Source organism: Bradyrhizobium sp. WYCCWR15520, assembly GCF_056174665.1.
The window spans coordinates 18,606-39,802 of the sequence record NZ_JBWBWM010000045.1 but is presented as its reverse complement, the minus strand read 5'-3'; the positions used below and the strand labels follow the sequence as shown (position 1 = coordinate 39,802).

Annotated in this window: 18 protein-coding genes; 10 read left to right on the top strand and 8 right to left on the bottom strand. The window is 56.8% G+C overall.

Annotated elements, in window-relative coordinates; all coding sequences use genetic code 11:
* Positions 1-3 precede the first annotated feature (3 nt).
* The 7 genes from AC0QUY_RS35470 to AC0QUY_RS35440 are packed head-to-tail and all read right to left on the bottom strand — an operon-like array spanning position 4 to position 6,746.
* The gene (locus AC0QUY_RS35470; protein ID WP_161855482.1) at positions 4-792 is read right to left on the bottom strand and encodes an ABC transporter permease; all 789 of its coding nucleotides are present in this window, start codon (positions 790-792) and stop codon (positions 4-6) included.
* Positions 793-795: 3 nt separating this feature from the next.
* On the bottom strand, positions 796-1,710 hold the full coding sequence (nodI, locus tag AC0QUY_RS35465; RefSeq protein WP_161855483.1) for a nodulation factor ABC transporter ATP-binding protein NodI: 915 nt from the start codon (positions 1,708-1,710) through the stop codon (positions 796-798).
* A 9-nt stretch (positions 1,711-1,719) separates the two neighbouring features.
* On the bottom strand, positions 1,720-3,429 hold the full coding sequence (gene nodU, locus AC0QUY_RS35460) for a nodulation protein NodU (RefSeq protein ID WP_161855484.1): 1,710 nt from the start codon (positions 3,427-3,429) through the stop codon (positions 1,720-1,722).
* 9 nt (positions 3,430-3,438) lie between these two features.
* Complete coding sequence (nodS, locus tag AC0QUY_RS35455) at positions 3,439-4,062, bottom strand: nodulation methyltransferase NodS (protein ID WP_161855485.1); 624 nt, start codon at positions 4,060-4,062, stop codon at positions 3,439-3,441.
* A gap of 27 nt (positions 4,063-4,089) precedes the next feature.
* Complete coding sequence (gene nodC, locus AC0QUY_RS35450) at positions 4,090-5,442, bottom strand: chitooligosaccharide synthase NodC (protein ID WP_161855486.1); 1,353 nt, start codon at positions 5,440-5,442, stop codon at positions 4,090-4,092.
* A 15-nt stretch (positions 5,443-5,457) separates the two neighbouring features.
* Positions 5,458-6,117, bottom strand: a complete 660-nt coding sequence (gene nodB / locus AC0QUY_RS35445) for a chitooligosaccharide deacetylase NodB (protein ID WP_161855487.1) — start codon at positions 6,115-6,117, stop codon at positions 5,458-5,460.
* Entirely contained in the window at positions 6,114-6,746 is a 633-nt protein-coding gene (locus AC0QUY_RS35440) for a NodA family N-acyltransferase (protein ID WP_305764714.1), read from the bottom strand. Before AC0QUY_RS35440 ends, nodB begins: the two co-directional genes overlap by 4 nt.
* 825 nt (positions 6,747-7,571) lie before the next feature.
* Here AC0QUY_RS35440 and nodD1 point away from each other — a divergent pair.
* The 10 genes from nodD1 to AC0QUY_RS35390 all read left to right on the top strand — a co-directional run bounded on the left by nodD1 (position 7,572) and on the right by AC0QUY_RS35390 (position 20,388).
* Complete coding sequence (gene nodD1 / locus AC0QUY_RS35435) at positions 7,572-8,516, top strand: transcriptional regulator NodD1 (RefSeq protein WP_161855488.1); 945 nt, start codon at positions 7,572-7,574, stop codon at positions 8,514-8,516.
* A 796-nt stretch (positions 8,517-9,312) separates the two neighbouring features.
* Positions 9,313-10,266, top strand: a complete 954-nt coding sequence (locus tag AC0QUY_RS35430) for a LysR family transcriptional regulator (protein ID WP_161855489.1) — start codon at positions 9,313-9,315, stop codon at positions 10,264-10,266.
* A gap of 596 nt (positions 10,267-10,862) precedes the next feature.
* Complete coding sequence (locus tag AC0QUY_RS35425) at positions 10,863-11,072, top strand: hypothetical protein (RefSeq protein ID WP_161856798.1); 210 nt, start codon at positions 10,863-10,865, stop codon at positions 11,070-11,072.
* A gap of 145 nt (positions 11,073-11,217) precedes the next feature.
* Complete coding sequence (locus AC0QUY_RS35420; protein WP_161855490.1) at positions 11,218-11,925, top strand: MerR family transcriptional regulator; 708 nt, start codon at positions 11,218-11,220, stop codon at positions 11,923-11,925.
* 273 nt (positions 11,926-12,198) lie between these two features.
* Positions 12,199-12,417, top strand: coding sequence for a hypothetical protein (locus tag AC0QUY_RS35415; RefSeq protein WP_161855491.1), 219 nt, complete (start codon positions 12,199-12,201; stop codon positions 12,415-12,417).
* 582 nt (positions 12,418-12,999) lie between these two features.
* Positions 13,000-14,106: a branched-chain amino acid ABC transporter substrate-binding protein gene (locus AC0QUY_RS35410; protein WP_161855492.1), complete on the top strand. Its 1,107-nt coding sequence runs from the start codon at positions 13,000-13,002 to the stop codon at positions 14,104-14,106.
* A gap of 604 nt (positions 14,107-14,710) precedes the next feature.
* Positions 14,711-15,820, top strand: coding sequence for a histidinol-phosphate transaminase (hisC, locus tag AC0QUY_RS35405; protein ID WP_161855493.1), 1,110 nt, complete (start codon positions 14,711-14,713; stop codon positions 15,818-15,820).
* Positions 15,821-16,073: 253 nt separating this feature from the next.
* The gene (locus AC0QUY_RS35400) at positions 16,074-17,165 is read left to right on the top strand and encodes an LLM class flavin-dependent oxidoreductase (RefSeq protein WP_161855494.1); all 1,092 of its coding nucleotides are present in this window, start codon (positions 16,074-16,076) and stop codon (positions 17,163-17,165) included.
* 192 nt (positions 17,166-17,357) lie between these two features.
* On the top strand, positions 17,358-17,783 hold the full coding sequence (locus AC0QUY_RS35395; RefSeq protein WP_065756050.1) for a hypothetical protein: 426 nt from the start codon (positions 17,358-17,360) through the stop codon (positions 17,781-17,783).
* Positions 17,784-20,196: 2,413 nt separating this feature from the next.
* A complete protein-coding gene (locus AC0QUY_RS35390; RefSeq protein ID WP_161856799.1) occupies positions 20,197-20,388 on the top strand; it encodes a helix-turn-helix domain-containing protein in 192 nt (63 codons plus the stop codon).
* Positions 20,389-20,882: 494 nt separating this feature from the next.
* Here AC0QUY_RS35390 and AC0QUY_RS35385 read toward each other — a convergent pair whose 3' ends face one another.
* Positions 20,883-21,038 carry a helix-turn-helix domain-containing protein gene (locus AC0QUY_RS35385; protein ID WP_371419329.1) on the bottom strand — a complete coding sequence of 52 codons (156 nt, stop codon included), beginning with the start codon at positions 21,036-21,038 and terminating at the stop codon, positions 20,883-20,885.
* Between the last annotated feature and the right edge of the window lie 159 nt (positions 21,039-21,197).

Genomic DNA, 21,197 nt, shown 5'->3' with positions numbered 1-21,197 from the left:
GGGCTAGCGCATCAGGCGCCGGCGAAACAGCGCGATCGAGAGAAAGAACGCCAGCACCGCGTAAATGCACAGTGCACCGATATGAAGGCCTATGCCGCCTGCCGGGACCCCAAGCATCACTGGGCGGATGAGGTCGACCGAATGTGCCAGCGGCAATAAGCTCGCCACGCGCTGAAATGCGCTGGGCATCTGGCTCACCGGAAAGACTGCGCCACACAGGAACACCATGGGTGTGACGACGAGAGTCTGGTAAAACACGAAGTAATCGTAGCTTGGCGCAAGCGATACGACGATCATCGCTAGGCTCGCGAAGACGAAGCCAGTGATTGCGATTGCTGGTATCGAATAGAGGATGGATGCCCACGCTGCGTAGCCCAGGGTCGCGGCAACCACTGCAATTGCCGTTCCGGCCAGAACGGATTTGGTGGCTGCCCAAGCCAATTCACCGAGAACGATGTCGCCGAGCGTGAGCTGTGTGCACAGGATTGCTTCCCAAGTGCGCTGAGCACGCATGCGGGCAAACGCCGCATACATCGTTTCGAAGGTGGCGGCGGTCATGGCGCTAGTCGCGACCATCCCACCAGCCAGAAACGCAATGTATGAAGTGCCGTCGATGAGCCCCACAATTACTCCAAGGCCAAAGCCCAGGCCAAACAGATTAGTCATGGGATCGGCGAGATTGCCGAGAACCGATGCAAGCGCGACTTTCCTCCACGCCAGAAAGTTGCGACGCCATACAGCGACCCAGTTGTACGCGTTGGCGGGCATGACGGCAGCGTAACCTTCGCGCATCGTTCAACTCTCCATTTCCCGCCCGGTCAGCCGCAAAAAGACATCCTCGAGATTCGCAGGACGCTGCAAAAGGCGTAGACCTGCGCGCCCGCGCAGATGCACGAGCACCTGCTCCGGATCTGGCGCATAGCAAAAAAGCGTTTCGCCGCTCACTTCGACATGCCGGGCATAGGGCCTGATCAGAGAAGATAGCTCGTGCGGATCGCCGCCATAGATCTCGATCACTTGGCAGCCGATCTTCTCATCGATCAACGCGCGAGGCTCGCCTTCTGCGATCTTGCGTCCTGCCTCAAGCACGCACAGCCGATCGCACAACCGCTCGGCCTCTTCCATGAAGTGGGTGGTCAAAAGAATCGTCTTGCCTCGTGCCAGCAGCAATCGTAGGCGTTCCCAAATTAGGTGGCGCGCGTGCGGATCTAGACCGGTGGTCGGCTCGTCCATCACCAACAGATGTGGGTCGTTGATCAGCGCACGCGCCAGCGTCAGCCGCCGCTTCATGCCGCCAGATAGTTCGGCGACGCGAGCATCCGCCTTGCCCTCCAGGCGAGCGAACTCGAGCAGCGCTGGCACAACTGCCTCGACCTCGCGTGCGCTCATGTTGAAGTAGCGGCCAAATACCAGCAGGTTCTCGCGGACGGTGAATTCCAGTTCGAGGTTATCGAACTGCGGCACCACGCCGATGCGCGCACGTGCCAGGCGAGCACGCGCCGGTACGGGCTCGCCGAGCACAGTCATCTTGCCGGTGTCCGGCGCTACCATGCCGAGAACCAAACGTGCAATCGTGCTTTTGCCCGCCCCATTTGGTCCGAGGAGGCCAAAGCACTCTCCCGACGCGACAGCAAGGGACAGCCCATCGACGACGATTTTATCGCCATACGACTTCCTTACGCAGCTAAGGTCGATTGCTACGGTGGACATATGTTCATCTTAGACTGAAAGAAGGCGTTCGGCCGGCGATCGCTCACTTACGGCCGTTTTGGTCCATAGCAGGCCGTCGCACCAAATGTGTTCGACGCGTCCCCACTGGCAGGCTGCTGCGGCATCCGGAAAAAACCCACGTCCGTGGTGGTTGGCACTCGTATTGCACAGCAGCGGAATGCCCGTGAGTTCTTCATATTCGATGAGGAGCTCCGCGATTTTGTGCGGAGAGGTTCTGGGAACGGTCTGCAAACGCGCAGATCCGTCGAGGTGCATAATAGCGGGGACTTTGTTCCACCATTCTGTCCGTGTCTGGTGATCGAAAAGCATGTAAGGATCCGGCGTTCCGGGGCTGAAAATTTCCGGCGCACGATCCTCCAGGCATATCGGCGCGACTGGCCGAAAGAGTTCACGGAGCTTGATGTCGTTGAGATGATCCTTCATTGCCGGCGAAGTCGCGGCTGCCAGAATGCTTCTGCCACCCAATGCTCGCGGTCCAAGCTCCGCGCGACCGGCGAGGAAAACCACGGGCTTGTTGCTCGCGAGGATGGTCGCAAGTTCACGCATACTGCATGGCGCAGCGTTCCATTCGGACGACACATCGCTGGGTATTAGTGCCGGGCCACTGTAGACCGACCATTGCAGCGGCACGAATCCATTGGCCGCCGCCACTTCGGAGCAAGCGGCACCGATTGCTGAGCCGCTGTCATTCGGAAAGGGCGGCACCCAGACATCATCGAAAAGGCCAGTCGCACGTAGTGCACTGTTCCATTTGATATTGAGACCGCAGCCCCCGGCTATGCACAAATTGCGCGGTCCCGGAAAACACGAATGCCGCTCCAAAGCACTGGCCATTTGGCGGATAAGGAGACGCTCGAGGAAACAATGAAACGATGCAAGCACATCTTCGGGCAGCTTATCTTCCAATCGGAGCTCGCTCGCCTCGAAGAAGTCGTGCATAGCCTCCAGTGAGGCCTCCTCGCTATTGACCTCCGCACGATGACGAGGAGCATGCTCCGTGCCGCCCGCAAAGCGCTCCTCGTAGAGCTCCTGAAACACCGCCACGATGCCTTCATCAACAGACCCGAGTGCGATATAGGCCATCAGCTTGCCGGCAACACCTAGGTCCCAGCTAGTACGGCTCGCCTGCCTATAGGGTCCGAAGTGATGGCCCGCAACAGCATAAGCATGGCCTATGATCGGAAACAGGCATTCGATGAAGTGCGCGCCGCGGGGTTCTACGTAGTAGAGCCGGGGAAAGATGCAGCCGTCCCATACCAGGCAGAACGCGGGGTGTCCGGCTTTGGCAAAAGGGCTCGTGCAGTATGCGGAGGCCACATGGCCTGTGACGTGCGGATAGCTTTTATAAGGAAAGACCCGGCCGTCGAGCATCAGGTTAAAGCCGTCGCGCGACGTGAGCAGGCCATTGGCAGTCCGTTCAACATACGGCGCCCCTTTGAGAGTGATAGGCGCGACCCCGCTGAGGACTTCGAATTGCGACTCGACCTGCCCGTCCCAGCCGTCGATGACGAACTGATCAACATCCTGCGGATCCAGACCATGCTCCGCCAAAGCGACAACAACTGCGTCAAGATTGTCGATGGTTTGATACCGCGGATTGTTGCTCCGTTTCTCCTGCTCGATGCAAAAGACCAGCCGTCCGTCCTCAACCAGAGCAATCGCCCCGTCATGCGTCAGCTTGATGCCGCAGATGCGCATAGTGTCTCCTCAGCAATTGGATTTAATGGACACTCGAACTGGATTCCGAAAGTAGACGAGCAAGCAGTCTTCGTTAGTCGATTCGCCCTGGCAGTGTACGCGCTCGACCTCGATCAACGTTTCATTGAGCACGGTGATGACCGCCTCGGCACCAGCAGCGTGCCCCCAACGCCTGCAGGCGGCATCACGGGCCGATCCAAAGAGCAGATGCCCACCTGGCGCAAGCATCTGCACCAGATTGCGGATGGCCGCGCGTATCTTCGTTAAGTCGTCGAGGTAGTAAAGAACTTCCGCCACGACGATCAGATCGAACAGCTCTGGGGTCGAGAATTCTTGGATGTCGGAAGCTATCCACTTGATGTGCGACCACCTCTTCGTCCGTTGGCACGCTCGACCGATCGCTCGCGGCATAACATCAACCACCGTGAGCCGTTGACAGTGGGGTGCCAGCTTTTCTGTGAATGCGCCGGCTGCGCACCCGACTTCCAGACCATGTGTAATAACCCCTTGGGCAAGCGACAGCCGGAGCATCTGTGTGTGACGCTCCCGCTCGAACGGATTACCGTCGAGTCGCCACGGATCGTCGCTCGCCAATTCGAGATCTAACGATTGATAATTCTTGTTTCGACTCACGATTTGTGCACCTAAATCGCTTTCAACTCACTTGCCGCTGCAAATATTGTTCGACGCCACGAAACTCGAAGACCGGCGCGAAAGATCCTTGCGAACTGACCCAGCAATGACCGAACCTCCGTTAGCGTTTGGTCCAGCCATCGGGTTTGGGATGACGACCTGTGTTTCACCCTCGTTTGGTAAGTTTGAAGACTTGCGTGACAGCCAATCGCTATTGCTCAATGTGCACAGTGCATAGGCTTTCACGGGGAGTAACAGAAAGATGTTGATGAGTGTGTGCAGAGAAAAGCCGAGAAAGCGCAGTTCGCGAGCACGAAAGGCTGCGACGCTGCAGCGAACTACGGTCATTGATGCGATAATCAGTCCTGTCCACCATGGTACTGTGGCTGTGATTGCGAGCTGCGCGAGCGCCGCCAGCGCTGAAACGGCGAGAAGTAGCGGGCCGAGATTCTGTCCGACTACATCTAGCGTTAGATAGCGATCAAGTTCGGGTAACAGGCGCAGCGCGAGGAAGGTGTCACGGAAAGTGCTGCGTGCCCAACGGAGTTGTTGGCGCAGATACGGCCCTAGCCTATCCGGAACCACTGTTGCCGCGACGGCGTCGGGAACGTACTCCGTTCGAAACCCTGCTTTCAACATGAGGATCGTGAGGTGGCGATCCTCACCGAAGTCGCTTGGCTTTCCGCGAAAAAACTGCGTCTCGTACTGATCTAGCAGCAAAAGGAGCGCGGAACGGCGGTACATGGCACATGGGCCGCAACAGCACATAACGGCGCCGAAGCGAGCCTGTGCCGCGCGCTCTTCGTTGCAAGCCAACCAGTACTCCATGTCGATCAACCGGGTTAACCAGGTGTCGTTTCGGTTACTCGCCGTCAACTGACCCATGGCCGCCCCGATCGCCGGATCTTGCATCTTTCGTGCAAGTTTCGTGACTACATCGGCGGCGAGTATCGTGTCCGAATCGACGTTGAGCACCAAATCTCCAGACGACCTTCGTATCGCAGCGATCTGCGCCTTCCGCTTTCCGACATTCTTTCGCAAAAGAATAAAGCTGAACCTCGGGTCGTCGGCGTAGGCGTGGTGAACGGGTGCTACAGCTTCGAGATTTGCGGAACCGTCATCAACCACATAGACCTGCAGTTTCCCGCCGTAGTCTTGGCCTGCAATGGATCTCAGACACGCCGATAGCGTGCGCGGGTCCTCGTTGAAGCAGGGGACGATGACATCCACGCTCGGCAAAGCGTCGGAAACGACCACGTCATCCGAAGCCGATGAAACGTTTGTCGGCAGAGCATAAAGCACCTGAGCGCTTTTGTAGAAAGTCGAGAGCAGCGCATACAATGAAATAGCAACAGTGCTGGTCGTAGCAAGAAGATTCATGAGTGTGTCGATTGTTTAGTGAGGTTGAGGAAGCGAGCGAATTGAGAATCCGCGGCCATGCAATGCTGGAATCAGGTGGGAAAGCGCCAAGACGGTCTGGTCGCGAACACGAGCATGACCAGCCCGTCCCAACTCCTCGGGAGGACATCCATCGTGCAAGAGCACGATTGCACCCGCCCGGACAGAGGCCAGCACAGCGTCGACAATCGCGTTAACGCCGGGACGAGACCAGTCTCGCGGATCTACCGACCAGTGCAGGGCGGCCAGTCCAGCCCTCGCCGACGTGGTGAGCACCTCTTTGCTCCACATCCCATAAGGCGCACGCATGTGCCGCAGCTGGGCCTGGGGGCACGCCATTTTGATGACCCTGCTCGCCGCTCGTATTTCATACTGCACTTCGGTGAGTTCGCATCTGGACAGGTCCGGATGCGTCATCGTGTGGTTTGCGACCTCGTGCCCTTCTGCGATCATTCGTCGGATCAGCTTCGGCTGGTCCGCCGCGTACGCCCCGATGACGAAGAACGTTGCGGGCACTCGGTGTTCCGCGAGCACATCCAGGACATCCGGAGTGCACAGTGGATCGGGACCGTCGTCAAACGTCAGATAGACGCCGCGATCTTCAGTGCGGTCAGCGTATTCGCTGCGCACTTCGCATAAGCGTTCGAGGTATGTCACAGCTCCGGCCCGTTCCGATCAATCACCGTACCAGCCGGCCACTCGCTGATCGGCTGACCAATCGGCAGAACCAGGACAAGCACGTCCTCAACGCGCGTGGGCGATAAGTTCAGATACACATCCGGAAGGGTGGACCGCACGCGAACCCCCGAGATAATGGTTGCCAGACCGCGGCGGGCCAGCAACCTTGTAAGATGTTCCTTCAGCGCATGCCGAACCGTGCCGAAACCGAACGGAACGCCCAGCTTCTGCAGTACTGGATACATCACGCGCATTGAGTGCGTGATTCCGAGTCCCTCGAGATCCGGACGTACCCCGTACAATCCTAGCTCGGCCACTAGTAGATCGATGTCTCCGATCTTGATGAAGCGGCGTAGCGCGCCGATATGAGCCGCTACGCCGCGTGCGTCGTAGCCGATTACACGGAGCTCAGGTCTCGCGCCGGCCCAACTTCGATAGTCTACGAATGGTTTGGCATTGAATTCTCCGGTGGGACCATAGGTCTTTCGGAAGAAGTCGGAGAGTTCGATATGGTCGGCGAGGCGCAGTTCATTTTCCCAGACCACTCTCCACCGCACCGGCGAGCGCATGGAAACACCTGCCGTAGAGCTGGACACGGCAATATTCATAGTTGCCTCGCATTCACTGTATGGCGTTTGACGATGGATCCGATGCACGCGCGTCGTTCGCTTTCGATGAATGGCTTCACCGGGGACTGGGAAACGCTGGCTGCGGCCAGATGCTGCCATAGCAGGGGCCCGGCCACTCCAGCCCACTGAACATTCGCTATCAAGCAGGACGGGCTGAGAGGACGGCTGGATTGCAAGAGCTCATCCGCGCACTGGACTGATTCGCACTTTTCGCTGCTCAAGCAGAGTGCGCCTGTCAGCGCTTTACGGACCGATGCGTCGCTATCCATGACGGAGATTACATCGAGCGCATGTGCCATTCGCACCAGATCCACTGGGGACTTCTCCTGCATTTTGCGCACGATTTGACTGCTATCGACACGCGATACATTTGGCCGGGTCGCAAAGGCATTTGGCGCCTGCAATCGGCAACTCCTGACTGATCGCCACGTTAGAGCGCAGTTGCGGGCCGCATCAATTCTACGGAGGTAAACGGCCAATATAGAAGCGACTAGAGAAGCTATACGAACGTTTACCGGCAGTGAGCGGTGAGGAGACCTGCGGCACATCTGTCGCGTCGAGCCGCGGCGACGCAGTTTGCACAACCCATTGAAAACCCTGCCTCCAATGGACATGCGCTTCGATCGACACTCGGAGTGCAGCTGAGACTTTTTCGCGGAGCCAGGGCAACGACTGATAAGCATTCCTGATATGCCTGAAATTTTTGTTTGTCCCGACCGACGGCTTTGCTATCCGCCATTCGGCAACATTGGTAAAATCGATTATTTTTATTGAACTCATCCAAAGGATGGATAACTCCACGCCATGCGCTTCAAAGGACTTGATCTAAATCTTCTCGTCGCGCTCGATGCTCTGATGACCGAGCGCAATCTCACGGCGGCGGCACGCAGCATCAATCTGAGCCAGCCGGCCATGAGTGCGGCCGTCGCCCGGCTACGCGACTATTTCCGCGATGAACTATTTACGATGAGGGGCCGGGAGCTTGTCCCAACACCACGAGCCGAACGGCTCGCAGCACCGATTCGCGAGGCTCTGGTCCACATTCAGCTCTCCATTATTTCCCGCGACACGTTCAACCCAGCCAAATCGGACCGCCGCTTCAGGATCCTGCTTTCCGATTTCATGACAGTTGTTTTTTTTCGAAGAATACTGGACCGTGTCGCGCAGGAAGCTCCCGCCGTCCGGTTCGAATTTCTGCCCTTTATCGATGAGCCCGATGAGCTTCTGCGCCGCGGCGAGGTCGACTTTCTTGTCTTACCGGAATTGTTCATGTCGAGCGCGCATCCTAAAGCCACACTGTTCGAGGAGACACTCGTGTGCGTAGGCTGCCGCACTAACAAGCAGCTGTCACGGCAGCTTACATTCGACAAATACATATCAATGGGACACGTTGCAGCGAAGTTCGGACAGACGCTTAGGCCCAATATTGAGGAATGGTTTTTGCTTGAGCACGGTCTTAAGAGACGTATCGAGGTCGCTGTGCAGGGCTTTACGATGATCCCTCCCATGCTATCGGGGACTGAGCGTATAGCGACGATGCCCTCAAGGTTGGCCCATCATTTCGCGAAGACGATGCCCCTGCGGATCGTCGAAACTCCTCTCCCACTTCCCGCATTCACCGAGGCTATCCAGTGGCCCGCTCTCCACAATACTGATCCGGCAAGCATTTGGATGCGGCGGATAATGTTGCAGGAGGCGGCCCGCATGGCTTCTCCGCGTGAGCCCCCCCGAAATCGCAGGCGCTGCTAGGTTTTGCTCGAGGTCTCTTAACACCTGGTCTCGACCATCCAGATGCTTCAAGATCACCTGCTCGCTCGGGCCGCTCTCATTATGCTGCAATGTCTCGGAAGCCCGCACTGCAAGAGGCACGTACGCCACTCCTGCATGCAGAAGAACCCCTGCAATTCGCTGACAGCCGCAGCGCGCGCCCGAATTGGCGCGCTTGAGTTGCCGCTTGATCAAGTAGCGCTTTAATCTTGTTTTTTGCGCCCCCCACCTGCCAGCCCCCCCGCAAGATGTTCTTGGAAGTAGGAAAAGAGTGCAGCGGAGGGATTTTACGCGATTGTTGCGGGCTGCATTTGGCACCTGTGCTCGCGACGTAGTTCAGATATTGCGCCAGACGCATTTTGTCGAATGAAATGATGTTCAGCTACATCACTGAAATTGCTTGAATCGCACACTGCGTCAGGTTGTAGGCTCACAGACGAGCAAAGCTATGCCACGCGGGAGCGTCGATAGCGGATCTGCGGTACTATTGGCGTAATGGTGGGCAACGGGCCCTACTCTCAGCGGTTCATAGTGATCGATGTAGCGCTGGGAGCGATTGCTGAGCGCACCAAAGGCCCTACTTCAAGCCGCGGGTGACTTCCTCGCCCGCTCGCATTCTCCGTTGCGCAACCAACATGCTTGCGTCGAGTACGAGAGCCTTCTGTGCGATCGGCGCGGTGACCCGGAAAGAGCCTAGCTCGGGGGCGACTGGGACCTTCATCGAAGGAACCATTGTTGCTCAATGTTTACAACGCAAAGGCTTTCAACGGGAGACGGTATGCGTTTTAAGGGCCTTGATCTAAATCTTCTTGTTGCGCTCGATGCTCTGATGACCGAGCGTAACCTCACCGCGGCAGCACGCGGCATCAAGCTGAGCCAGCCGGCCATGAGCGCCGCCGTGGCCCGACTACGCGCCTATTTCCGCGATGACCTATTTACGATGAGAGGCCGGGAACTTGTTCCAACAGCGCGTGCCGAAGGGCTCGCCGCCCCTATTCGCGAGGCTCTGCTGCACATCCAGCTCTCCATCATTTCCCAGGATGTGTTCAACCCTTCCAAATCGGATCGCCGCTTCCGGATCCTCCTGTCTGACTTCATGACAATCGTATTCTTTCGAAAGGTCGTGGACCGTGTCGCACGGGAAGCTCCCGCCGTCAGTTTCGAATTGCTGCCACTCGCCGATGCGACCGACGAGCTTCTCCGGCGCGGTGAAGTCGATTTTCTTATCTTGCCGGAATTGTTCATGTCGAACGCTCACCCTAAAGCGACATTGTTCGAGGACAGACTCGTATGCGTCGGATGCCGCTCGAACAAGCAGCTACCACCGCAGCTTACATTCGAGAGATACATGTCCATGGGGCACGTGGCGGTTAAGTTCGGGCTTACGCGCAAGCCCTCCATCGAGGAATGGTTCTTACTCGAGCACGGTCTCAATAGACGCATCGAGGTCGTCGTGCAGAGCTTTGGCATGATCCCACCTGTACTATTGGACACTGGCCGCATAGGTATGATGCCCTCAAGGCTGGTTAAGCACTTCGAAAACACGATGCCCCTGCAGACCATCGAACTTTCGCGATCGCTTCCTGCATTTACCGAGGCTGTCCAATGGCCCACTTTTCACAATAGTGATCCAGCAAGCATCTGGTTGCGAGAGATACTGTTGGAAGAGGCGTCCCGGATGAGTCCTTTGCCGGACATCACGAGGGATCCAGATGCCCCTAAATTCACCTAAAGCGCCTCCTCTTCCCGGTACTCCGCTTACCCTTGGATCCCTAATGCGAACCGATTCCCATTCATCGTAAGCGCGGTTTCGCAAAGCGTGCTACGTGTCTTATATCTAATGCGCTCAGCGCACTGGTCATTTGGTATGCCAGCGAAGCCGAACGAGCACGTCATCACTTACCGCTTTGCTCCAAGTCTCATTACGGTGGCCGGATCCGTTGCGACGGGGATCAAACAGCGTCCACCACCTTGCGGTAGATATTGAGGCAGCAGAAAACTCCGGGATTATTGTTGTTGGATCAGCACTAGCCGCCGACCAAATGCTCGGTATTGCGCCTGCGCAATCTTGCAGCCATGACTCAGAATAGCGGCGCATGATGCGCGATTCCTTTTCTTCGTCCCCCCAATCCGGCTGCAGATAGCTGCGGTGCTCGCCAATTGTTCCGAGAAAAGTTAGTGAATATCGCCTGCACGGCCTATGTTGCGCGACAGCATCACTTCAACGTATACCGCATCTTCGTCGCTGCACGACCGGAGGTCTGTCTTTTTTTGGCCAAACGTCTTAGCCACGTGCGGCCGCCTTAGCGTTAACCACGGAGCCGAATGTTGCAGCAATACAGTGGTGTCTACGATCCGGAAGACCTCTCGGTCTTGGGAAGGATTTTTGATGAAGCAGTCGCGGCTTTACCGGCCTCTATGCGAACTCCTGAAAATCGAACGGCAATCGCCACGCTTGTTCTACAACGTGCAGCAGCCGGTGAGGCCAACTTAGCATCCCTGATGAACTTGATGGGCGCCATTACTTCTGCTGCTTGATCAGGCGACTCTCTGACCGCAGCAACGTTGCTGGCGACAGAAGAGCCGCTTCGCTTGCGCCTGACAGGAAGCAGGTTTCAGGTAGACCATTGAAATAGCTTGAATCTCACGCGACGTCAGGTTGTAGGCTTGAAATTAGAGAACCATGACAAAAGCTACACCACGAAGGCGTCGATGGCGCATTGGCGAGCTTGCAGAGGCTACCGGAGTAACGGTACGCACGCTGCATCACTATGAGCATACGGGTTTACTAAGTGCGTCGGAACGCACCGACGGCGGTCACCGCATGTACGACCGCGAAGGCCTCAAACGGGTACATCAAATCCGAGCGCTACGTGAGCTTGGCTTCTCGCTTTACGAGATCCGTAGAGCGATTGAGGGTAGAACGTCACTTACTGACCTATTGCGCAAGCATTTGGAGAGAATTGAACTTCAAGTCGCGCGTGCAACCCTGTTGCGAGATCGTTTGCGCAACATGACGACGGATAGTGAATTGCAAGTCAGTGTAGATGAGCTACCTGCCACTTTAGATGCAATGTCGCGGGTCGAGGAAGAACGCCCTCAGCCGCTCCCATGCACATGCGTCATAGACCCAGATCGAGAGGAGCGGTGGCAGAAAATCCGCGACGAGCTGCGCGATTGTGTGGATCGGGGCGAGCATCCCTGCAGCGAACGGGCAAATGCTGTGGCGCTTAGAGCGCGCTTGCTGCTCACAGAAATTGCAGGAGCTGATTCGACCGTTTCAACGATACTGAAAGTTCTTGCGCGGTTGAGCGCGCCACGCAGCATGGCTGGCTGGGATCCCTGCCTAATGCAATATCTCGACCGCGCACTTGCCGCCTTGAACGGATGAACTGCGCTGAACCTGCCGCGCTCCTGCTGTGTTCTCCCTCTATGAGAATGAATTGAGCTTTTTAGCGCCAGGGACGCAACGGTTGTGGTTTGCGTCAGATGGTTGAGGACTCCTGTCGCTCTTCTCTACGTTTTGCAGCGATGCTCCCTTGTCGAGACGTGACTTTGACAAATTTATCGAGACGAGCCCCCGAAGGGGCTTGAATCTTACGTGGCGTCAAATTGTAGGATCTCAATACCACCTAGAGACAACTCCGCCTAGGCGGGAGGACGCATGGACCTGCAGTCCGTTCAGAGTTTCTGGGCAATAGCTCCGGCATTCTCGACGCACTGGATGATCATCGTGGCCTTGCAAGCGCTTGAACGGCGCGAGCCGTTCCCGTCCGGGGATCGCGGGGTGTACTGGATACTGACGCAGCGTTCGTTACGACTAGTCGGGCTTCGACTCGACATCATTGTCGTTGGCTCATCGGTTGCTGCTCCAAAAAGTTAAGTTAAGGATTACGTATGTCTCTAGCTGTTAGGCTCACGCGCCACGAGACGGTCAGAAGGCTCGAGCACTTCCGCAAGGAGCGGATTGTCAAGGCGGTCTATGCACTGGATGCGGTGCTGCCGTCGGCATACTTGCAGCTAAAACAGGACGACCAACTAGAGATCAGGGCGGGATGTATTCACGTCGCCGTTGCCGGACACGAACAGAAGCTCGGTCCGAGTTCGGCATGTGACGTCACAGGCGCCGGTCCTCACAAAGTATGGAATGCAGGCGACGAACCCGCAGACTCCACATCGTGACGCCGCGGCGGGGATGGACATGCGAAGCGTTTGCAGTGTTCGATCGATTGCAGCGTCAGGAGCGCGTCGGACATGTTGGAATTCCGCTTATCGCCGCGCCTTTCGAAGGCGAACCAATAGTTGTTTCGCTCTCGCACGGCAGCACCGGAGGGTCGGCCGGCCGCGGCATATGCGCTGCCTTGAGGGACCCGAAGCTGGCGCTATCTCATAACCAAGCGGCGCCCTCACATGCGCAGGAACGGCGAGGCTGATAGCAAACTCAAGCGAACATCCGGAGCTCTAAGTGTCAATTTCCCGAATCACTTCAGCTGCAAGTGCAGCAATCCTCTCTTGTGCTTTGGCTTCGGCCGCGCCCGCTGCCGACGTCAGTATCGCCGTGGTCGGTCCGATGACCGGAAGTACTGCTGCGCTTGGCGTACAAATGCGCGATGGTGCTACTGCGGCTGTCGATGCGTTAAACGCTTCGGGCCTACTTCCCGGTATCAAGGTCATATTGAGCGTCGCCGATGACGCGTGCGATCCCAAGCAGGCCGTCGCAGTTGCCAATCGGCTGACGATGGATCAGCCGAAGTTGGTCGTTGGCCACTTTTGCTCGTCTTCCTCTATCCCCGCTTCCGACGTTTACGCCGAAGCGAACCTTATTCAGATCTCACCTGGCTCAACGAATCCTCAGCTAACGGAGCGTGGTCTCAAGACGGTGTTTCGGATCTGCGGCCGCGATGATCAACAAGGCCTCGTGGCCGCCGAGTACATCTTGCGACATTATCCGACCAAAAGAATTGCCGTGCTTGACGACAAGAGCACTGCCGGCAAGGGCATTGCCGATGTCGTTGCGTCACGCCTTCAGGAAGCAGGCGAAAAGGTCATTCGACAAAGCTATGTGGCCGGTGAAAAGGACTACACGGCCCTGGTCTCAAGAATGAAACGAGACGGAATCCAGATCGCCTATATCGGCGGCTATTACAACGAGATCGGCTTGATTGTGCGTCAGGCCGCAGAAGCGGGCGCAGGTCTCACTGTGATGGCGAACGATCCGTTGATGGCCAGCGACTTTTCGGCGATAGCCGGCGAAGCAGCAAACGGCACACTGTTCACCTTTATGCCCGACCCCACCAAGAATGCTCAAGCGGCGGACGCCGTAGCTAGGCTCAAGTCTTCCAACATGTCAGCGGGAGGCTACACGCTCTACGCCTACGCCGCCGTTCAAGCGTGGGCGGACGCGGTCAAGCGCGCCGGGACCTTCGATGGTCCGCAAGTAGCAGCTGCGCTTCGTTCGCAGCCAATCCAAACAGTAATCGGGCCGGTCCGGTTCAATACCAAAGGAGACAATGCCGCTCCCGGCTTCGTCGTCTACCGGTGGCATGACAACATTGTCGAAGCCGTCGAGTAAAACTCATCGTTGCGACCGCACACGGGCCTAGGCATTCAGCGAAGTAATGGAAATGATGAAACGTAATTCCGGATATGACGTGCTACTCGGGTCCGTCCTCGCGCTCGCGGTACTCGCGTCGTTTTTCGCGCTCGCGGTACTGATCGTGCAGCTAGCCAATGATGCCGACGCACCCGCGGATGAGTTTATGCCCAGTGGAACAGCTCGGCCGATGTCGCTGCGTAACCTCTGTTTAGCTCTTTGCCGCACTTCCAGTGTGCGATTTCAGGACGAATCGTTAAGGACCAATACTTGGTACCTGGACGAACGCAGAGTGATATTGCGGCCAACGCAAAAATGACAGCAATGCCACTCCGTGATCGAGGCGACTGATTGCTGCACGACACTTGATCCGCTCGACGATTATTCTCTCGGGTGGCGTGGAGCGACAGGTTCATCCCAGCTTAAAAAATTGGGCATTCCGAACTGCCGTAGGCAAACTTTGCTGGCGGCCGTCCTCGCTGTCCCCACAAACACTCGAACTCTGTCTCCGGCCATCTACGGGACTGACCGACCGGCATGCTGACAACCGCAAGCGCGCTCGGCGGTTCAACGGGAGAAACCTATGTCCGATGCCAAATTGCAAAATGTGCTCTCTTCTCTTACGCAGGAAGCGCGACAGTTAGATGCTCTGCCGTCCGGCCGGCCTGCGCCGGCGGCAAATTACGTCAAACTAAACACGAATGAGAACCCATTTCCGTTGCCAACGATCGTACGGCAAAGTGCAATTGCGGCGCTTGAGCGGCAGTATCTGTACCCGGAAGATGACAACATTAGCCTGAGGGAAGCAGCGGCTAACACCTACGGCGTCGCCATCGATCATGTGATTGCCGGCAATGGATCATCTGAGCTCCTCGGGCTCATCTACAGAGCATTTCTTGCCCCCGGCGACAGGGTCGCAATGCTGTCTCCGGGTTTTTCATTCAATCGCAAACTTGCTATGTTGCAGGGTGCTCAACTGCTTGAAATCAGATGTAACGAACCTCAGTCGTTGCCGATAGAGCAATTGCTCTTTGGACCAGCAAACGATGCCAAGTTCATTCTGTTGGCTAATCCGAACAACCCGACAGGAACGTTCATCCCTATCGCCGATATCGAATGCCTCCTGGCGCAATCGGACCGCCTCGTCGTGTTGGACGAAGCATATGTCGATTTTGCGCCTGATAATGGCCTGCGGCTCCTCAGCCATTATCCGAATCTTCTGCTCTTAAGAACACTTTCGAAAAGCTATGCCGCCGCTGGCGTTCGAGTCGGCTTCGGGTTCGGCCACCCGCAGCTTATTGGACGGCTTCGTAACATCCAGAACGTCTTCAACATGAATGTAATTGGGCACGCGGTCGGCATCAGCATTCTTGCGCATCGCGCCGTCTATGAAGAAAACCATATGCACATCAGGCATGAACGACAGCGGGTTGCGACCGCACTGTCGCAACTTGGATTCTCTCTAACGCCCTCCCACGCAAACTTCTTGTTAGCGCGCGTGCCTGCGGGACACGACGGTAGATGGTGGCAGGCCGCTTTGGAAAGGCAAAGAATACTAGTTGCCTTCGTTTCCGATGACGGTCTTGAAAATTGCATCCGCGTGAGCATCGGGACAAAAGCGCAAATGGATGCGTTTCTGGGAGCCGTCACAGACATTTCTGACAGCTTAAAGCAAGGAAGATCGGCCAGTTGAGCCGCGCTAAGTCTGCTTCTGCGTTACCCAGGCGAACGTATCACGGCGGTAGATAAGAGCGGCTACTGCCAATGGCGAAGATCTGCTGTGAGTGAGCGCGAACGGTGACAACGGAACTATCCTCCTTGGCATCGGATGCTTAGGCGTCCAAGAGGGACGAACAATCGTCTCGTGATCAGCGATGAAGACAAAAGCACAGGAGAGCAAAATGTGTGGCCAGAATAGGAGGTGTCGGCGTCTTTGAGCCGCTCAGATGCCGAAAACAAGCGAACTTCCTGCCTTCACACCTAAAATTGGAGACAATCCAGTGAAAGACGTCTTTTCTTCTTCAAAAATAGCGTTCGGCATCTTCGATCACTTAGACGAGGACGGCCGCGACATCGCCCGACAATACGCAGATCGTCTCGTCCTGGCAGAGGCGTACGACCGACTGGGCTTCTTTGCATATCATGTTGCAGAGCACCACTGTACGCCGCATGGCAGAGGTCCATCGCCAAATTTGTTCTTGTCGAGCGTCGCACAGCGCACGCGGCAACTTCGCATCGGGCCATTGGTGATGCTGCTTAACCTCTATCATCCGCTGCGTGCGTTTGAAGAGATCTGTATGCTTGATCACTTGAGCGGTGGCCGGCTTGAGGTGGGTATCGGACGCGGTTCTCTTCCGCTTGAATTGGGGTACTACGGCATCAGAGCTGACGCGGCTCCAAGCCGTTATGAAGAAGCCAGCGAAATTCTCATCAGTGCTATGAAAGGCGGGACGCTATCCTATCAAGGCAAACATTTTGAGCTAAACAGCGTTCCGTTGACGGTAAGAACTTATCAACGTCCAAGGCCGCCGACATGGATTGCCACCAATCGACCCGAGTCCGCAGCTTGGGCCGCTGCCAATAGCGCAAATCTAGCGTGCGTAGGCCCCTCCTCTGCTGTACGCAAAGTTACTGACGCCTTCCGTGCTCATCGAGAGCCCAACGGCCGGGCTAACGATCAAATGCCATTTCTTGGATTGCTTCGCATGGTCGTCATTGGGCGTTCGGACACAGATGCCTATTCGCTCGCGGCATCTGCTTACGAACGATGGCTCGAGAGCTTTAAGTTCCTTTATGAGCTCAATGCCATCCCTACACCACCACACCTGCCGCTGACCTTCGATGCGGCAATCGAGCGCGAATTGTGCGTCGTCGGAACGCCAGCTTCTGTGCGACAAATTCTTCTAAATCAGCTGGAAGAGGCAGGTGCCAATTACCTTCTTTGTCAACTCGCATTTGGCAATCTGCCATTAGATGCTTCCCTGTGCACCGCAACCGCAATCCAATCCGAAATCATGGCTGGACTTGGCCGACAATGATTTTCCCGTCCGGCTTTAAAGATCAAGCGTTGTGGCAGCGCTGTGCCCCCTCCCGTACCGTTGGCGGGCAGCATGCGCTCACGATCAGCGGCTCCTACTTGCTCACCACGACGTCCGTGGGTCAACGAAGTGCGCTGTTGCAGCGATCCAGCAGACTCACGTTTTTCTAACCATACCTACGAGGACTGACTAATGACGAAAGACCGATTCGCCATGGGCTTTGCCCTTGCATTCATTCTGATGGCGAGCTTTCCTGGAGCCGCCGGCGCGGAGGAGCCTACGTACGCGGGGCTGAACGGGGGCGTGCCGATCAACGTCGGCGACGTGTTGTCAGGCGAGCTCTACGCGTTGCGCATACGCGGTGCCAAGCACGGCAAAAAGGTCGCCTACCAGATCATCTCCACGCCGCGCCGGCTGCCTGAGCCGGACGGGCTGTGCAAGCTAGAGACTGGACCGGTAATGTTTCACCTCCTTACAACTGGCGAGGCGCAAGCCAATCAGCTAAAGCCACTAGTCGGCAAGAGGATCTCGGTGAAGGTCGATGAAATCGCCTGTGCCGACGCTGAGCAGATGAGCGAAGCGGTCATCAAGAAGTGGAATCTGGTGAAACAGCGTTGATTTCTTAGAGCCTCCGCTGGCGATATTCCATCGGCTGCCAACTCGACATATCGGTCCCGTAATCACTCTAACGAACTGCTTGTGACCTACGAGCACCCTGAGCTGCGCTGCGCAGCATGCGTGCTGGGCAAGCTGCCAGCGCAGCTGCCTTTTCATCCACAGAGTCTGATTGCCATATCGATGCCATTAACCGGGCTATCAGGAACATAATGCAGCATCATCATTCGCTGAAGGAGAACCGTAAGTGCGCGTTAGTCCGTATTTCGAGGAGATCAAGGCTCGCGCGCTGCAACTGCTTACTAGCTTTCGGCCCACCGAAACCACATTCCCTCGAACCAAAGGGGAACTCCGACATGCCGTGCGCGGCGCACTCAGCCAAGCACGCGACGAAATGTACAAGCGCGAGAGACCCCGCGTCATGGGGTCGCGAGCGGAACGCGCTGCTGCGTATCGGCGCACTCACTTCAACGTTGGCAACTTCACGCGAGCAGAGCGGGAACTTTGCAAGCTCATGTGGACGCGGCTGTACCACTGACACTGGCGCCTTTATTTGCCTAGCGCTCAGTATCGGCGGCTCTCACATACATTGCGCGTTTTGGCGTCGGATCAAATCGCGCGCGAGCCTCACGCAACTCATCGTCTGAATGTTTTAGACGTGGCACTCTTCGGCCGCATTTGCACCTCAACCACGGAGTTGAAGCTAAATGGGCGTAGATACAAATGGCGACGTTTCGTCGAGAGACTCTGCAGGCATCGCAAGAGACAGAACAGCCGGGCTTAATCAAGCTCGTCCGCTGCTTCAAGCGAGAGCGGAATGGACGTTACCTGCTCAGCGACTCTGTTCCCGACCAACTAAAGCGCGTCAATGCGCAGAAACGCGAAGAAGACGGGTCCCGCCTCATAGCATCTGCTCATCGCCGGCGCCGAAGAGCGTTAACGGTCGGCGTCGGCAAGCCATCCAGATTAAGCAACACTGCGCAATCCTCAAGAAGATCTGCGGCTTCTCAGGTAGACATCTCGCGATCCCATCGATAATTGCAACGGGATCCGGCGTTACGTCGATGCGCGCCGCGATGATGTTCGAGCGCTGAACAAACGTTCACACGATCCCGTTCGGCTCGCCAAGAACGCAGGAATGCCAATCCCAACCTACTGACGACGAGAAGGAGGATCACCGTGTCTGAACAGCGAATAATCACGGCAGGCGATTCGATCGCGAGAATCGATCGTGTATGTCAGAGCTTTCGGCACATGATCGATACTGAGAGCTCGATTTTCCCATGCGTTCGAGGCGCGATGCACGCATCGCTCGATGAGGATCCTCTTTTGGCAAGGGCGCGAATTCTCGACTATATCGCGAAGCATGAGGCGCACCATCGATGAGTATGCCTGCGGCCGTTTCAGGTGCTGAGGCTCTTGCCCTCGCCAAGGAGCGCTTCGCGTGCGCTCGCGTGATAGTTGACCCTGATCCCTAATATTTGCAACCTGACGCTGGAGTTCAGGATGCGGATCATCCCGCAAGCGCGGGCGTCATGACGCGGCATCGCGCGAAAGCTTGATATGTGGTGGCGGAGCTCGCTTTGCTTTCGAATGCTGCTCGCAACGAGCGGCATAAGGCGCCGCACCTGTCGATGACGATTACGTTGGTATTCCAGCGCATCAACCTAAAGATGATAATAGGCAACTCATGGACAAGGTTTCACAAATCGAGGCGGAGCTTCGACAGATGGCAGTAGTGTATGCCCGTAAATGCAGCGCGCTTGCCAAGCTACAGGAGGCGTACTGTAGCAAATTAAACGAGTTGCTCGAGGCCAAGGCGGCGCGTGACAGACACCAGCACCGCTGGGACCCGCGAAAGAGATGATCATCACCGACGCCCGTGCTGCGATCGACCAGGGTTTCCGAAAAGCTTGTAGAGCCCCGATAAGGGCACATTGACTATCCCGGCTTTCTTTAGTGGGACCACGGCCGCGGTGAGAGAGTTGCGTCTCGGCCTGTCGTAAGTGGTTGCCATTTTCAGGTACTTCGTAGCTTTTTTAGCGGGTTGTCGTTGCTGGCAACATCAGCGACGGTCGCCAGCCACTCTGAATTCAAACGAGCTGCGCTTGCGACTTCACGACAACAAGGGCTCCTCAGTTAGCGGCTTCTTTCATTTACGTTGCCGAGGTTGGAACGCGCTCATGAGCGAAAGCAGACGCCCCATTTCCTTCGGAATTCGGAAATTACTTGCCCGCTCTTCGAGCGCGCGTCCCGCGTATAGGGTATGTGCACACAACCGCCATATTGTTATCAGGTCGAGCATAACGTTACTTAGAACGAGTAGCTATTGGACGAGCTGCGTACGTCGCTTGTCGACCTTCCCGCCTAATGTACCACGTAGCGCCAATATACGCGATTGCTTCCTATCCTGCGGATGGACATCCGCAGGGTCTTTGGAGCAGATCCGCGTCGATTTCGCTTGGCCCTAGGCCTAAGCCAGGAAGCCGTTGCAGGTCGTATGGGCGTCGACTGCGCCTTCATCAGTAGCATGGAGCGAGGGCTGCAACCGCGTGCAGCACAAAATCTGCAACTTCCAGAGCCGGATCGTGCACGGGCTTGGGAATGAAATTGCATTCGACGGGGATCGGCCGTCCGTCTCCCTCGATCCGGAAATCGGCGAACGCTTTGCTCAATCAGTTCGTCCGCGCGGCCGCAGACCTCGAAGATAACATGCAGTTCGGAAAACGGCGTCCACTGCGCGATGTCGACGATGCGCCGCTTGAGCATCTCGGCACTGATGTTGAGGAGGGCAATCCCATGGTCCCGTTTGGTTTGGTTCGAGATGATACCGCGGATGCGGGCGAAGGGCTCAGCGCCGGAAAAAGTTCGCTACGGCCTCGATGCCCTCCATGCGCGACGGATGGCCGAGCGTCTTTGCGAAATCCTCATTCAGCGGATCGGCGGGTTGCCCCGCCGCCTGCCTGCCCAGGCCGCGCCCTTAACGATGTTTTCCTGCTCCGCCTCATTGAGATCGTGGCGATCCGTGATCCAGGTCTGCAACAGCGCATCGCGTTCTCCCGGCCCGCGCGGCGTGGCAGTCGGGCTCTTCGAGGAGATCGCTCACGGCTCGTTGCATAGGCCGCGCTCCTTGATCTGATCGCGGATATACGCCTCGATGCGCGCTTCAAGATTTGCATCGCTGGTCGCCTGGGCTTCCAGCTTCATGATGTGAGCGACACGGCCAAGGTCCCGCACGGCGATTTTGCGCGTGCGCACGGCATGCTGCAGGAAGCTGTTCGGTACGAGGGCACGGACGAGCGTGCAGTCGAGCGCCGCGGGCGGCGCGGCGCAGCGTTTTGAAGTGAATTGCGTCGGTTGCCTCCGAGCGGTCGAGCGCCTCGACGCTTAGGAAGCCCATTTGGAGCTGGCCGGCGA